Source organism: Akkermansia massiliensis, from assembly GCF_023516715.1.
Lineage (GTDB): Bacteria > Verrucomicrobiota > Verrucomicrobiia > Verrucomicrobiales > Akkermansiaceae > Akkermansia > Akkermansia massiliensis.
The window spans coordinates 21732-37583 of record NZ_JAMGSI010000002.1 but is presented as its reverse complement, the minus strand read 5'-3'; the positions used below and the strand labels follow the sequence as shown (position 1 = coordinate 37583).

Below are 15852 nucleotides of genomic sequence, written 5' to 3'. Positions count from 1 at the left end.
CCTGCCAAGGAAAAAAGCCGCTGTTTCCTGCCACCCGCGTTCCGGCAGGGCGTTGCGCCTTCCGGCGGCTAGCGGGCGGAGATTCTCTCCATATTGTCCGCAACCAGGGCGGCCAGTTCTTCCTCTTTCATGGAGAGGGCTTGCGCGGCGTTCCGGTAAAGCTCCGGCAAGGCCTCCGGGTGTTCGTCCGATTCCAGCGCCAGCCGATGGAGCGGGATGGAGGAAAGGAGGCCCGGGCGATCCATTTCACGAGGCCCCACGGAGAGAAGCCAGTTGCCGGAAGGGAGCTGCGCGCCGGGGTTCAGGGCACCCGTCCAGCCGTGCAGCACGGCTTTCAGCCGGGGATATTCCTTCAGCATTCCTGCCAGCGTGCCCCACGCGCGGCAGCAGTGCAGGGCGGCGGGGCGGTTCAGGCGCGCGGCCAGCTCCAGGTGCTGTTTCAGCGCTTCCCGCTGTAGGGGCAGCCCCGGAATGCCGCGGCGGCACTTGTCCAGCCCCGTTTCCCCAATGCCCGCACGGGGGAATTTTTTCAGGAAGGATTCCAGCAGGCGCATTTCCTCCTTCCATGCAGCCGGGTTCAGGCGCCAGGGATGAATGCCGAAGAAAGGCGTGACGTTTTTATCCCGTTCCGCCAGAAGGGCCACCTGCTCCCAGTCCGCCGGGGAGGTGCCGCAGATGAAGCGCGGCGCCGTGCCGGGTGCGGCAGGAGCGGGGTGGGTGTGGGCGTCCGGAAGATTCGTCATTGTTTAATGGGACAGCGTGGGCGCGTCTGCGGGTTCAATAATATCAAAGCTCAGCTTTGCCAGGCGCACCGCGGCGGCGCCCGTTTCCATTTCATCATGGATGACGTTGGCGATGCCCGCATGATGCAGGGAAGCCACTTCCGAACGGAATTTGGCGCGGGCTATCACCGTGATGTTCGCGTTGGCGCCCTTGATCTGCATGTAGGTGGACAGGGCCGGGGCGGGGTCCGGGAACGTGAAGGCGATCAGCCGTGCGGTGCGGATTCCCGCCAGGTCCATGGTGATCTGGTGCTGGATGTCCCCCAGGAAGGCCAGATGGCCGTCATTGAGCAGGGTCTTGACGGTGTCCGCGTTCAGGTCGATGATGATGCAGGGGATGCCGTACTGGGACAGGCTTTCATGCAGCCTCCTGCCTACGGGACCGTAGCCGCAGATGATGGCGTGGTTCTTGATTCCCTCCACGCGCGTGATCATGGTTTCCACGCTGAGGCGTTCCCTTTTTGTCTTCAGGCCCGGAATGCGCACCAGCAGGGGGGTGAGCTTCCGCGCCGCCTTCATCAGCAGGGGCGTCATGCCCATGGAGACGGCTGCAATGGCGTACACATTGGTGGTCACCAGCGCCGGAATGGGGGTGATTTCCTGCATGAAGGGAATGAGCACCAGGGAGAATTCCCCCACGTTGGTCAGCGCGGTGGAGGCCATGATGCCCATGCGACCGGGGATTTTCAGGAAGCTTGCGGCCACGATGCAGGCCACGAATTTGATCGCGAGGACAAAGGCGGCGAAGGTCGCCACATGGCCGATGTGCTCCCACAGGTCGTCAATGTCAATCAGCAGCCCGGCGGAAACGAAGAAGATGGTCAGGAAAAGGTCCTTGAAGGGGAGCACTTCACTGAGGACGCGGTGGCTGTAGTAGGAGCTGCTGACGAAAAGCCCGGCGGTGAAGGCCCCCAGCGCAATGCTCAGGCCCAGCAGGCTGGCGAGCATGGCGATGCCGGAACAGATGGCGAAGACCATCAGGGTGAAGAGCTCCCGGCTCTTGGTCCGGGCCACGGCCAGCATGATGCGCGGGAGCAGGTAGTGGCCGATCAGCCATGCGGCCCCCAGGAAGACGAGCCCCCGCAGGACGGCCATGCCGATGTTGAGAGCGGTTTCCCAGGAGTCGGGCGTGGCGGCGAAGATCTGCGGCATGATCGCTACCAGCATGATGGCGGCAATGTCCTGGAACAGGGCGATGCCTACCGCCATTTTTGCCCCGGAGGTGCCGCTCAGGCCGAATTCCTGGAAGGATTTCAGCGCCACCGCCGTGGAGGAAAGGCCCATGATGGCCCCGACTGTCAGGGAATGGCTCATATCCATGCCCGTGGCGTAATGGAGCCCCAGGCCGAAGGCGGCGGTGCAGATGAACATCTGAATGCCGCCGCCGACCAGGGCCGTTTTCCGCAGGTGCTTGAGCTCGTCAATGGAAAATTCCAGGCCCAGCGTGAACATGAGCAGGATGATGCCCACCTCGGAAAGGGCCTGGATGCTGACGTCGGAATTGGGGATGTGGTCCAGGATGCCGCAGTTGGCCAGAATCACCCCGCAGATGAAGTAGCCCGCCAGCAGGGACTGCCGGAAATGGGCCAGAATGAGGGCAATCGCAATGATGCCCATGAAGACGACGGTGAGCAGGGTGAAGAAGGGAGGCGCGGCGTTGGGGCCTCCGGAAGCCAGCAGAGAGAGAACCATGGCGGTCGGGAAAAGGGGCTACGGAATGGTGATGAGGTTGATTTCCGGCGGGCAGTTGAAGCGTCCCGGCCCTATGTAGCCTATGCCGCGGGTGACGAAGACCTGCTTGTCTTCATAAGGATGGAAGCCGGAGTACATCGTTTCCCCCTCTGACGTCAGCAGGGGGGTGGAAAAGAAGGGCAGTTTGATCTGGCCGCCGTGCGTATGGCCGGAGAGCATCAGGTTCCAGTGATAGCCGCCCAGCAATTCCCTCCCCTTGGGGTTGTGGCTCAGGACGATGGTGGGCATCACGGATTCTTCCCCCAATTCCCGCGGACTCATGCACCGGTCCGGAAAGAAGTCCCCCTCGCGCAGGTCTCCCAGTCCCACCAGCTTGAACTCCGCGTTCCCCAGCCTGGGGATGGTGACGAAGGCTGCGGAATTCCTCAGCAGGGTGAAACCGCCTTCCTTCAGGATGCGCTCCACGTTGTCCACCAGGGCCATGTCATGGTTGCCCAGGCACGCGTAGGCCGGGGCGATGGAAGAGAGCCGTTTCATCTGCGTGATGTAGTCTCCTGCGTGGGTGGCCCGCAGAAAATCCGTGTACAGGTCTCCCAGGAACACGATCATGTCCGGCCTGGCCTGTTCCGCCATGGCCGCCGCTTTTTCCAGCAGGGGAAGATTGGTGTGGACGTCTGACAGCACCAGGATGCGCAGTCCGGAAAGTCCCGGAACGCAGCCCGCTGGAGCGGTGTTTTCACTGAATTCCAGATGGTTGGCCTCCCAGTTCATGTAGGAGGCCAGCAGGGAACCCAGCAGAATGACTGCCGCGGCTGCGTACAGGAGTTTGCGGAGCAGGGAGCGTTTTTTGGAGGGGGTGGAGTCCGTAGTCATGATTGGGCGGGATTGAGAATAGCCAGTTCCGGCATGGTGAACAAGCCGTTGCGGCGCACCAGGACGCCGTCCAGGTAAATATCGCCTCCGCCGGCTGCTGCCGTCTGGATGCATACCATGTCCCAGTGGATGCGGGACTGGTTGCCGTTGTCCGCCACGTGGTAGGCCTGTCCCGGCGTCAGGTGGAAGGAGCCGGAGATTTTCTCGTCAAACAGGATGTTGCGCATGGGGCGGGTGATGGCCGGATTGACGCCAAAGGCGAATTCCCCCAGCCGCCGCGCGCCGGGGTCCGTATCCAGAATGGAGTTGAGCTCCGCGGTCTTGTCCCCCGCCTCCGCATGCACCACCAGGCCGTTTTCCAGCGTCAGGCTGATGTTGTCAAAGGGAATACCCTGGAACAGGCTCGGGGTGTTGAAGGAAATGCGGCCGTTGGCGCTGTCAATGACGGGTGCGGTGAACACCTCCCCGTCCGGCAGGTTGCATTCCCCCGCGCACGGGATGGCGGGCAGCCCCTTGATGGAAAAGGAAATGTCCGTTCCCGGTCCGGTGATGCGCACGTGTTCCGCCGCCTCCATCATGGCGGCCAGCTTCTGCATGGCGGGGCGCAGGGCGCCGTAATCCATCAGGCAGGTGCGGAAATAGAAATCCTCAAACTCTTCCGTGCTCATGGCGGCCTGCTGGGCCATTCCCTCTGACGGCCAGCGCAGCCCGCACCAGCGCGTGTGGCGGATGCGCCTCTGGGAGACGGGGTTCAGGGCCTTCATGGCAACGGCCATATTCTTCTGGGGAACGGCGGACAGCTCAAAGGCGTTCCCGCCGCCGCGTATTTCTATATAGGCGTCCATCTCCTCCATTTCCGCCAGGCGGTGGCGGCCGATGATGCCGTATTGCTCCTCCGTGGCTCCGGAGAGCATTTCCCGGTTCAGCCGGGACTGGTTCAGGCGAAGGAAGGGCATTGCGCCTGCGGCGCGCACCTCCCGGATAAGGGCTATTCCCATTTCCTCCGGAATATCCGTTAATTCCAGCAAAACCCGGTCTCCGGGACGCAGGGTGGTGGAATACCCTGCAAGCTGGGCCGCCAGGGCCTGAAAACGGGTGTCTCTCATGCCTTTATTAGGCGAATACCGGGGCCTTTTTGTCAAGCCGGAGACTTGCCACGGGCAAAAAACTGTGGTTTCATCCCCCGGATGTCCAAGTTGCCCAAATTAGGAATACTCGGTTCCGGTTCCGGTTCCAACTGCCAGTCCATTTATGACGCCATCCGGTCCGGCTCCCTCCGGGCGGAAATTGCCGTGGTGATGTCTGACAATCCGGACGCCTACATTCTGGAACGCGCCCGTTCCTGGGGCATCCCGGCGGAGGTGATCGACTGCGGGGGATTTAAAACCAAATTCCCGGAGGCGTCCCAGGCCGCCGTCGCCGCGCGCCTGAAGGAATACGGCGTGGACTGCGTTTGCCTGGCCGGATTCATGCGCCTGGTGAAGCATCCGTTGCTGAAGGAATTCCCTTCCCGCATTCTGAACATTCATCCTTCCCTCCTTCCTTCCTTCCCCGGCCTTCATGCCTGGGAGCAGGCCGTGAAGGCCGGTGCGGCGGAAAGCGGCTGCACCGTTCACTACGTGGATGACGGCATGGACACGGGCCCCATCCTGGGGCAGGCGCGCGTGCCCGTGCTGCCGGGGGATACGCCGGAAAGCCTGCACGCCCGCATTCAGGTGCAGGAGCATGCCCTTTATCCCGCCATGATCGCCCGCGTTCTGGAAACGCTCGCATAACCCGCTGCGTCTTTTGACCGGAGGACGTTCCGCCGCTCCTGGAGGAACGGATGACAGGATGACTGATTCTCTTGTCTTGTTCTGTGAACGGAATCCGTTAAAAAGGAGTCCTCTTTTCAAACAAAGGATAAAAAACAACCATGAAGATGAACCCTTCCATCGCCCTGTTTGCCGTTTCCGCCCTTCTGGCGGGTGTGGCGGGCGCGCAAGAAAAGGCTGCCGAAGCTCCGGCGGCCGACCAACCCAAACAAGAGAAAGAAATTACTGTGTCTCCCGAACAGATGAAAAAGGACCTGGGCTATTTTCTGGGTTTCCAGAGCGGACAGCAGCTCGGCTCCATTCCCACCCTTACCTTTGACGACCTGGACCAGGAATCCTTCCTTCAGGGCATCAAGGACGGCATGGTCCGCAAGCCCGCCAAGGACCAGGAACAGCTGAAACCCGCCCTGGACGCGTTCCAGAAGCAGATTGACGAACGCATCTCCGCCAAGGCCAAGTCCAATCTGGAAGCCAGCAAGAAGTTCATGGAGGAAAACGGCAAGAAGGCAGGCGTGACCACCACGAAATCCGGCCTCCAGTACAAGGTGGTGAACAAGGGCGGCGAAGAAAAATTTGACGAGAAGAAGTTCAAGAACCCCATGTTCAAGGTGAAGTACAAGGGCACGCTGCTGGACGGCACCGTGTTTGACGACACCAAGGGCAAATCCGTGGAACTTCCCCTCCAGGTCATCCCCGGCTTTGCCGAGGCGCTGACCACCATGCCCGTCGGCTCCAAGTGGATCGTGTACATCCCTTCCGAGCTGGCCTACGGTGAAAACACCCCCGGCGCTCCGATCGAGCCCAATTCCCCGCTCATCTTTGATCTGGAACTGGACGGCATTTCGGAAGCCCCGGCTCCCCAGGGCGGTCCCATGAGCATTTCCCCGGAACAGCTCCAGGAGATGCTCAAGCAGAGCGGCGCCCAGCAGCAATAAGGTAAGATTTCCAAGCCAGGGCCGTTCCCGTGAGGGGACGGCCTTTTTGTTTTTGCAGGTACCGCCTTCATCAGGAGGGTGAACGGTCAATCTGGGAATTTATAATCCTTCTTCTTCTTTAAACTTCCATATCTTGCTTGTATTAAAAGTATTGCATTAATAATTTTTGAAATGGATGGAGAGATAGTTTAAAGAAGCCTGTTTTATTCCCCTTCATGATTTGCTTAAGAAGAGTCATTAACGAAAATAGGCTTGCCAACGGATTATAAATCCGGGTATTACTGGTCATAATATCATTGATACAATATGAGACTTCATCTCCCCCCTTCTTTGCGTTCCGCCCTTCTTGCATCCCTGGTTTCCTTCTCCGGTTTTTACTCTTACTCCCATGCCGCCACATCGGCGGATTTCTGGCAGGCTCCCGCGTTTGGCGGTCCTGATTTTACGTGGACGGGGGCAGGGGGAGGCGATGCCGTAGATACGGCGGGCAACTGGGAAGGGGACGCCGCCCCCTCCCGCCAGGAGAATAAGGGCCCGCATTTGATTTTTAATGATGTAGACGTTACGGTTACGGGCACTCCTCCCAACACTTCGGATGGCGGCGGCATCTCCGTGACGGGGAACAGCAATGTGTCCGTTAGCCTGGGACAATGGGGCGGCAGTGTTTACGTAGGCGCCGGATCCACTCTTTCCACCACCTTCAGCAACCAGATCAAGAGCATGGAGGCAGAGGGGCACGCTAATATTTATGTGGACGGCACGCTGAACCTGACCACTCCGGGAGGCAATCTCAACTTTGACAACGGTACCGGTTCCGGCAGCCACTACTGGCACATCGGGCTTGACGGGATGATCAACCTGTCAAATACCACTACAGTGACCAAGAATGACCGGACGTGGAATGTAGAGGTAGTGGTTGCGGGCGCCATGGAAGCGCTGACGGTTACCAACCGCGAGCTGGTGGACGATGCCCTGCTGACCCGCTATTTCATGTCCACCGGGGCTGATCTGGGGGCTTCCCTGGATTCCCTTCTTATTTGGAAGCAAACCGGGGAGGACACCTATGAGGCATTGACGAGAGTCGATTCCGCCGACCAGCTGGGAGCCGGCAATTTCGTGCTTGTCTCCAACGGTTCCGGCATGTCCGTGCAGTATCAGGGAACAGGCTACAATATGGAAACGCTTGTCTGGAATTCCACTACCGGTACCTGGAGCAACACTGGAACGGGCTGGTACAAGAGTGGAGATGGAGGCAAGACGGATACTTCCTTCCTGAACAATGACTCCGTTATTTTCACGGCTGCGGAAGGGGTTAAAACCATTGCGTTGACCGGCAACATTATCGCCGGTACCGTAACGTTCCAGGACGGGACGAACTACACCTTGAACATGGGAGCCGGGGATTCCCTTCAGGCGGAAGCCCTTTCCCTCGGCAGCCAGGCGACGCTTACGCTTGGGGACGCCGCCATTACGGGGGGAACCTTCACGCTCGGCAATAATGCGGGCCTCCTCGTTTCCGAAGGGAAGACCGCAGCGATCGCTTCTTCCATCACCTTCGGCACGGGCAATACCTTCACGCTGGGGAACAACGCTTCCCTGACGCTGGGAGACGCCACGCATCTCATGGAGTCCTTCTCCTCCACCGTCATGGGCGGGACGAACTCCTCCCTTTCCGTCTGGCTCGGCAATACGGACGGGAGCGTCACCCTTTCTCCTGGATCCACGCTGAAGGACATCACCGTATATGGCAATTACGCCGCCAATACGGCCAGCCAGCCTGCGGCGGACACGCTCAACGGAGCAACCCTGCATATCGGCAACGGCGCCAATTTCATCATTCGCCCCGGAGCGGGAACGATTCGTCCTTCGGACCGCATCGTCGTTGAAGGCGGCATGTACGTCCTGATGAACCACAATGCCGCGGATACGGTCACGATCGCCTCCGACATCGTAGGAGGAGCGGGCGTCACCCAGGATAGTTCAATCACCTTCCGCCGCAGTGAAAACCTCAACCTGAATATCTCCGGCAACGTTGACTATGCAGGAACCATGCAGCTGGACCAGGCTTCCGGCGGTTACGGTCCCCGTGTAACCTTCCTGAACAATACGGTTAACCTGGGCGGCTTGGCCGTCAATTACTGCATCGGGGGCTTCACCCTCACCAATTCGCAGGCCACCATCGGAACCCTCAGCATGTCGAGCAACTGGGCGAGCAGTTCCATTCAGGTCAACTCCGGTTCCGTCGTCAACGCTACGAACGTGCGGCTCCTCAAGAACGGGACCCTTTCCATCAACACCGGCGCCGAGTTGAATGTCACGGGCACCAACAGCGACCACGGAACCGGCCGCAGCTTTATCGTGGACAACGGCAGCACCCTTACTCTTAACGGGGGGCTTCTTACCGGCTCCGCTGCGCTGAACCTCGGGTACAGCGGAACGGGGACCTTCCTTGCTTCCAGCGGCACGGCCAACCTGGGCGGCCTGGACTTCTGGGCCAATGGCAATGGAGTATTCCGCGGGAGATTCCAGTTGGGAAGCGCAACGGCCGGAACGGCCCGCGTCAACTTTGGCGGCAACATCGTTAACTTTGCCAGCGGCAGTGAAATTACGCTCGGCATGGGAACGCTGGGAGCCACGGCCAACTGGTCCGTGACCTACAATAACGAGTTCACTCCCTCCTATATCACGCTGGCGGCTTCCAACGGAAGTTATGTGGATACCCTGGACGCCGGGGACAAGACAACCGGAAGAACCATTACCTTTAATACCGGCCTGACCGGCAGCGGCAAGCTCACGAAGATCGGCGCCGGCACCCTGGTGCTCAATGGAGCTGCCAAGGTGCCGGTTCCCGCGGAAGGTGAAACCGCCGCCGTTCCTGGTTTCACCGGCACGGTGGAATTGAGGGAAGGCGCGCTGACCGTGAAGGACTCCAGCGTCATCGGGCAGGGGACCCTTCTTATCAACGGCGGCCTGACCGTAGCCGTGACTTCCGCAGACGGTTATTCCCTGGATGCCGGCTCTACGCTGGGAACCATCAATCTTGACGGGGGCACCGCTACTTTGGCGGCTGCTCTGACCCTGAACGGAGGCTCCCTGAGCTTTGGAGCCCTGAGTACGGATACCGCGGCATTAACCGTCAATTCAGTGGCGGGCACCGGCGCTACGGCTCTCCAGATAGGCCTTTCCTCCGTCACCGCCAATACGGAATATGCCCTCCTGCACGGAACGGGCATGACGGATACGTCCATGTTCACGCTCGGCGGCTCCGCGGCTGAACTTTACAAGGCTACATTCACCGTCAGCGATGATACGCTGTACGTCTCCCTGTCCGACAAGGACGGCTTGCTGAGATGGAAGAGCGGCAACTGGAACACGGACACCTCCAATACCGCCTGGGACCTTGACGGCACTCCCACGGCTTACGCCGATGGACAGACCGTGTACTTCTCCGATGGTGCGGACGTGAACAAGACTGTAACGATCGTCGGGAATGTTGCTCCGGGTAAAATTAATGTTTCCGGCACGGATTTCATTTTTGCTGGTGACGGCTCCATTACCGGGGATACGACGCTGAATCTGCTGGACGGAGCTTCCCTGACCATCAACAATGCCAACTCCTATAGCGGAAACACCGTATTGTATAACGGCAGCAAGCTCGTCGTCGGCAATGCCGGCGCGCTGGGCACAAGCACGGTTCTCCTCCAGGGCAATTCCATTCTGGAGCTGACCACGGGCACGTGGAACGGCTTGGGCACGCGCCTGAATGCCAATTCCACGGGTACGCTGAAGCTGAGCGGGAATGCCTCCGGCACGACGACGGCCGCGCTGACTGGCGTCAAATATGATGTGGGCGCGGGAACTACCCTGACGCTTTCCGCCGGAACTTACGGAAACACGATCACCGGCGCCGGTTCTCTGATATCTGCTGCCGGCACAACGGTTTTACAGGGTGATGTCAATATAACGGGAAGCTATACTTTGATGGCGGGTGCGAATGCGGCTGCTTCCTGGACGCTGGATTCCGGCGCTTCCCTGACGGCTGGAAGTTTCATCGGCCGTAATGAATACAACGGGACGACGACGCTCACTGTCAAGAAGGATGCTTTCATGAACATTACCGGCACCCTGCGGATTTCCCGTGACGGGAAGGGGGTCATGAACATTGAACAAGGCGGCATGGTCCTGGCTCAGACGCTGGATCTGGGGCAGAATTGGGCCGGAGCCGCCGCCAAGGGCGCCACCATTAATCTGAATGGCGGTTCCCTGCTTCTCGGAGCGGGAGGCATGACTGCGTCCGGCAATACCAATACGATTGTCCTGAACATGAATTCCGGGACCCTGGGAACGACGGCGGCGGAAGGCTGGTCCTCCGCCTATAACATGAATCTTGCCGGCAACGTGACGGTTGATACCCGCCAATACGATGCGGGAACCAAATCATACAATGACCAGTCTTCCACCAACATCACCCTCGGGGGCGTCCTTTCCGGCGCCGGCGGTTTGACGAAAGTCGGTTCCGGCACGCTGACCCTCTCCGGACAGAATACCTACACGGGCTTGACGAACGTCCAGGCCGGCACGCTGGCATTCACGAATGCGAACGCCATGACCCTGGGCAGCATCTCCATGGGCGCGGGCGCCAAAATGACCACGGCCTCCGCCCTGACGCTGAACAGCGGCGCTACGCTGACCTTTGACATGACTGGAGTCGTGGCAAACGGCCCGATCATCAATATCCAGGCAGGGGCCCTGGCTCTGACGGATGCCAACTGCACGCTGACCATCAACAACTATGGTGAACTGGAAGCATCCGACTACGTCCTGGCCCAGTGGGCTGCGGCGGGCAGCCTGACCACGGATTCCTTCACCTGGACGCCGGACATCACCCGGGAAGGCTTTGAATACTCCGTCGTGGTGGAAAACAACCAGCTCGTGCTGAAAGTCGTGGACGTCAGCGGAGACAACGGTTTTGTCTGGGACGGCGGAACGGACCGCAAGTGGATCAACACCAGCATTGACGGCTGGACCACCAAGCTGACGGGCGTGGACACGCTGAACGACCAGGAAATCTATTTCTCCGCTGCGGAAGCGGGTGAAGTGAAGGTCTCCGGTACCGTGACTCCCAAGAGCGTCGTCTTCAACAGCGGTACTTACACGCTGGTCAGTGATCCGGACAACGCGGGTTATATTGCGGACTCCGTTGCCCCCACTACGCTCACCGTGAACGGCACGGCCAACGTCACCCTGAACCTGGCGAATACCTACACCGGTGGCACAGTGCTCAACGGAGGCACTCTTACCATCGGAGCGGACGACGCGCTGGGTACGGCGGGTGACATTACCTTTAACGGCGGTACGCTGGCTTATGCGGACTCCGCCGCCGGTAGGGACGTGACGGGATATGACGTTTCCAGCCGCGTCAAGGTTGGAGACGGAGGCGCCCTGAACGTTTCCGTAATCGGGGCAGGGGACACTGTCTCCTGGGCCGGACTGACGGCTGACGTCATGGGCGCGGGCACCACGCTGACCAAGACGGGGGACGGCACGCTGGCGCTGGGATACTCCGGGAATACCCTGGCCCACCTCACCGTGGAAGAGGGAACGCTTGCCTTCACGGGCGGAGCGACCATCGGCGTGAACCCCAATAACGCCACCATCGTCCGCGTAAGTGAAGGCGCCTCTCTGGCCCTCTCCGGCGGAACCGTCAACCTGCACGCCCAGCTTAACGGCGCGGGCACCATCACCATTGGGACGGCGGATGCCGCGGGACAGGTCAACATCTCCAATACGGGCAATACCAATTTCACCGGCCGTCTGGAACTGCTCGGAAACGGGGAAAATATGAGTACCAATGCCAACTGGGCGGCTTTCGGCGCGGGGAATACGCTGGGAGGCGGCACCATTTTCATCGACGGCAAGGGCTTCCATTTCTCCGCGGGCACGACGGCGGCCAACTTTGAAATCGGCGCAACCCACGGCACGGTGCAGAACGGTTCTTCCGGCGCCACGTACACCTTCTCCGGTAATCTTTCCGGTTCAGGCGCATGGGGCATGTCCACGAACGTGCGGATGACCAATATCCTCACGGGCTCCCTCAAGGACTTCACGGGAACCCTGTCCACCGATGAAACCTCCGCCAACAACAGCCGCCAGGTCTGGAACTTCGGCAACGGCGGCGCGAGCGTCACGGGTGCGGGGAATGCCATCTTTGGAGACGGCGCCATCCTGGCGGGCAACACGGGGTCTGCGGACGCCGGGCTGGCCGCACAATACAACGTCAATTACAATAACGCGGAACTGGTGCTGAATGCGCTGGTGCAGGGCAACTCCAACCTGACGCATGCAGGCACGGGCACCCTGATCCTGGATCAGGCCAATACCGCTACGGGAGCCCTCGGCATCACGAATGCCGACGCCGTGGTCCAGCTTGGCACGGCGGACAAGGCCGGCCAGTGGGCCGGCACCGTGCTGAACGGAGCGGGAACGCTGAAAATCGTTAACGGATCACTGACCTCCGCCATGACGCGGGGAGAAGGCGCCACCGCGGGCATCGTGGTGGACTCCGCCGCCGCCATCAACCTGGGGGGCACCAATGGCGACATGCTGAAAGGCATCACCCTGGCTGCCGGAGGCAAGCTCACCAACGTCTCCGGAGACATTACGGTGGGTGCGGGAGCTACGGAAACGCTGAACCTTACCCTGGGCGCGGACAACGTCAACCAGGGAGCGGCCGGTACGGCCATCATTGACCAGGGAGACGGCAAGCTTGTCATCAATGATTCCGCCACGGTCAATCTGGATATTGACGCCATTGTGAACACCCTCGTCGCCCACAAGGACGCCGGGGTGGAAAGCTGGCTGACGCTCACGACCGGAACGCTGGAATGCGCCAATCTGGGCGACATCCAGTTCAGCAAGATCCTTTCCAACTACGGCATCCGCGTCACGGGCACTGACGGCGGCAGCCTGGTCCTCAGCGGACAGGTCAGCGGCCTTTACATGGTGGACGGCACCGCCTCCTCCGATCCCGATACGGTTACGAACTACGGCACGCTGGGCATGTACGCCGGCGTGGTGATCGCCCAGGACAAGACGCTCACCGTCCAGTTGGCGGGAGCTCCCGGAGATACCGACGGCGACGGCGCGGTCATCAACAACCTGCTGGGCGCAACGGGAAGCACGCTGAAGGTGGAAAACACCAATGCGGACGGAGGCAACGCCGTTGTCATCCTCAACAACGAACGCCTGGAAACGGGGCTGCCCGCACCGGACGATTATGCCGGGGCGGACTCCATCATGGGCGGCAGCATCGTTGGGGAAAACGGGGTCACCTTCATCAAGCAGAACGCGGGCAAGCTCACGGTCAACGGCTCCTTTGTGACGGACACCCTCCGCATGGAAGGCGGCACGCTCACCCTGAACGGTGATGGCAGCAGCTTCAACCATGTGGTGCTGGCAGGCACGGCGGAAGGCGTGGTTCTGGATGTCAACCGTAATACCGTCATGGGAGACCTGACGGACAGCGGCGAAGGCGCGGACCTGAACATCGGCAGCGGAGCCACCCTCACCATTAACGATGCCAGCAGCCTTTCCGCCAGCACCATCCAGGGCAGCGGCACGCTTGCCCTTCATGATACGCTTGCCCTTTCCGGAACGGCTTCCCTCCAGGGCGGCGTACTGCTGGACCTGGTAAAGAACGGCGATTCCACGGGAACGCTTGACCTTGGTTCAACCACCGGCAACACCGTTGCCGGAATCAGCGGCCAGGGAACCTTGAAGAGCAATGGCGGCGCTCTGGCCGTCAATACCGGCAATTCGGGCAGCGGTTCCGTCTTCAGCGGCACGCTGGAAGGCCGTGGGCAGCTCAACATCTCCGGCAATGCGGGGCAGACGCTTGAAAACGTCATCACCGCCGCCGGCAGCAACTGGGCCATCAACAACACGGGACGCCTCAATATCAAGATGGGCGGCACGGTAGAAGACCCGAGAGCCAATACGGCTCTTACCCTCAGCAGCCTGACGCTGGGCGACGGGTCCAGCACGAACCTCACCTTCAACACGGACTACGCCGGACCCATCATCAGCGTGACCGGGAATATCAGCATCAGCCAGGGAGCGGAAATAACCCTCAGCTCTACCGGCAAGAATGAACTGACGCTGGGCGCGGACGGCAGCTACACGCTCATGCATGCTGATGGAACCATCGACCTGGGTGGAAGCGACAGGCTGGCTATCCTGCTGGATCCCTCCTCCTCCGCCTTCAAGAAATTTGAAAACGATGCGTACCTGGTGATGGAAAACGGCAACCTCGTTCTGGTGGCTACGGCATCCAAGGACAATAAATACGCCCGTCTTGCGGATACGGTCAATTCCAGGGCCGGTGCGGAACTTCTCTGGAACCTGCCCGGGGACCTGGCCGCAGACTCCATCCTCAAGAAGGTGGATGACGCCGTAGGAGCCCTGACGTCTTCCAACCCCTCGGAAGCGAAGCGGGTGATGGCAGCCGTAGCGGGCAGCACGGTCAACGCGCTGGGAACGGCCCAGAAGGACGCCCTGCGCGACCAGATGGGATGGATCAGGAACCGCACCACCCTCATGGGCGTCAACCCCGCCTACGTCAACGAAGACCTCCCCTACTTCCACATGTGGATGGAAGGCACGGGCTCCTATGCCAAGCTGGACACCAGGGGGGATGAAAGCGGCTACCAGCTCACCACCTGGGGCGGCACCGTGGGCATGGACGTGGACCTCAGCGACCATTTTACCATGGGAGCGGCCTTCACGGCCAACTACGGCGACCTGACGGCCAGCGCGGCGGACTCTGCGGACGGCCACCTGGACAGCTACTACGCCAACCTCTTCGGGCGCTACCAGAGCAAGCGCTGGGCGCACACATTGATCCTGACGGGAGGGTGGAACGACGCGAAGCTCAACCGCACGGTCAACTACGGGGAAGGCAGCTACAGGACGCAGGGCAACACCAGCGGGTGGGGCTTTGGAGCGATGTATGAACTGACCTACGACGTGTACCTCAATGAAGACAAGAGCAGCATCCTGCAGCCCCTGGCCAACGCCTCGGTAGTAACCACGAGAATGGACGGCTACACGGAAACGGGAGCGGGGAACGCGGGCCTGAACGTAGGCAAGCAGGAATGGACGACGGGAACGGTTGCGCTGGGCGGCCGGTGGATGGGGCTCATTGGCAGCAACATCTTCGGTCGAGAAGCGCTGGCTGAGTTCCGGGTGAACGCGGCCCAGGACATGGGCGACCGCCGCGGAGAAACCAATGTGGCGCTGCTGGGCAACCCCGGCTTCACGCAGAGAGTCAGAGGAGCGAAGGTGGGAATGACGGCTCTGCAAATCGGAGCGGGGCTGAGCGTGCCGGTGGGAACGCAGGGAACGGTCTTCATCAACGGGAACGCGGACTTCCGTGACGGAGCCAACTCGGTGAACGGGAGCGTGGGCTACCGGTATGACTTCTAAGGAGAGTTGAAGTTTGAGAGTTGAGAGTGGAGCGGAGACGCTCTGCTCTCCAAACCAGCAGGGTCGTTCCGGCATTGTCCGGGGCGGCCCTGCTTGTGTAAGGAAATAGCGTCCTCCGGAGTAATAGGCCGTGTGGGCTGAAAGGACAGAATGGAAAAAAGAAAATGGTGTCCATCCTGTCCATCAAGTCCATTTTGTCCACTACTCTCCCCGTGCCGCTCGCCGCCCTCCACACGGCACGCCCCTTCCGATTCTATAAAACGGCGCAGAATA

At 60.5% G+C, this 15852-nt stretch carries 7 protein-coding genes; 3 read left to right on the top strand and 4 right to left on the bottom strand.

All coding sequences use genetic code 11. The features are described from left to right. Positions 1-68 precede the first annotated feature (68 nt). The 4 genes from M8N44_RS07855 to M8N44_RS07840 are packed head-to-tail and all read right to left on the bottom strand — an operon-like array spanning position 69 to position 4453. Positions 69-743 carry a TatD family hydrolase gene (locus tag M8N44_RS07855; protein WP_022396031.1) on the bottom strand — a complete coding sequence of 225 codons (675 nt, stop codon included), beginning with the start codon at positions 741-743 and terminating at the stop codon, positions 69-71. A 3-nt stretch (positions 744-746) separates the two neighbouring features. Further along, entirely contained in the window at positions 747-2474 is a 1728-nt protein-coding gene (locus tag M8N44_RS07850; protein WP_022396032.1) for a cation:proton antiporter, read from the bottom strand. Positions 2475-2492: 18 nt separating this feature from the next. Further along, positions 2493-3347, bottom strand: coding sequence for a phosphodiesterase YaeI (gene yaeI, locus M8N44_RS07845; protein WP_102722754.1), 855 nt, complete (start codon positions 3345-3347; stop codon positions 2493-2495). After that, positions 3344-4453: an aminopeptidase gene (locus M8N44_RS07840; RefSeq protein WP_022396034.1), complete on the bottom strand. Its 1110-nt coding sequence runs from the start codon at positions 4451-4453 to the stop codon at positions 3344-3346. Before M8N44_RS07840 ends, yaeI begins: the two co-directional genes overlap by 4 nt. An 81-nt stretch (positions 4454-4534) precedes the next feature. Between M8N44_RS07840 and purN the strand changes: the two genes are divergently transcribed. The 3 genes from purN to M8N44_RS07825 all read left to right on the top strand — a co-directional run bounded on the left by purN (position 4535) and on the right by M8N44_RS07825 (position 15579). Beyond that, positions 4535-5122 carry a phosphoribosylglycinamide formyltransferase gene (purN, locus tag M8N44_RS07835; RefSeq protein WP_102726386.1) on the top strand — a complete coding sequence of 196 codons (588 nt, stop codon included), beginning with the start codon at positions 4535-4537 and terminating at the stop codon, positions 5120-5122. Between the two features lie 140 nt (positions 5123-5262). Then, complete coding sequence (locus M8N44_RS07830) at positions 5263-6096, top strand: FKBP-type peptidyl-prolyl cis-trans isomerase N-terminal domain-containing protein (RefSeq protein WP_102728383.1); 834 nt, start codon at positions 5263-5265, stop codon at positions 6094-6096. 306 nt (positions 6097-6402) lie between these two features. Continuing rightward, complete coding sequence (locus M8N44_RS07825) at positions 6403-15579, top strand: autotransporter-associated beta strand repeat-containing protein (protein WP_215709430.1); 9177 nt, start codon at positions 6403-6405, stop codon at positions 15577-15579. Positions 15580-15852: the final 273 nt, after the last annotated feature.

Bases quoted from the DNA above. Each gene is read 5' to 3' on its own strand.
- M8N44_RS07855 (WP_022396031.1), bottom strand. From the start codon at position 743: ATGACGAATCTTCCGGACGCCCACACCCACCCCGCTCCTGCCGCACCC.
- M8N44_RS07850 (WP_022396032.1), bottom strand. From the start codon at position 2,474: ATGGTTCTCTCTCTGCTGGCTTCCGGAGGCCCCAACGCCGCGCCTCCC.
- yaeI (WP_102722754.1), bottom strand. From the start codon at position 3,347: ATGACTACGGACTCCACCCCCTCCAAAAAACGCTCCCTGCTCCGCAAA.
- M8N44_RS07840 (WP_022396034.1), bottom strand. From the start codon at position 4,453: ATGAGAGACACCCGTTTTCAGGCCCTGGCGGCCCAGCTTGCAGGGTAT.
- purN (WP_102726386.1), top strand. From the start codon at position 4,535: ATGTCCAAGTTGCCCAAATTAGGAATACTCGGTTCCGGTTCCGGTTCC.
- M8N44_RS07830 (WP_102728383.1), top strand. From the start codon at position 5,263: ATGAAGATGAACCCTTCCATCGCCCTGTTTGCCGTTTCCGCCCTTCTG.
- M8N44_RS07825 (WP_215709430.1), top strand. From the start codon at position 6,403: ATGAGACTTCATCTCCCCCCTTCTTTGCGTTCCGCCCTTCTTGCATCC.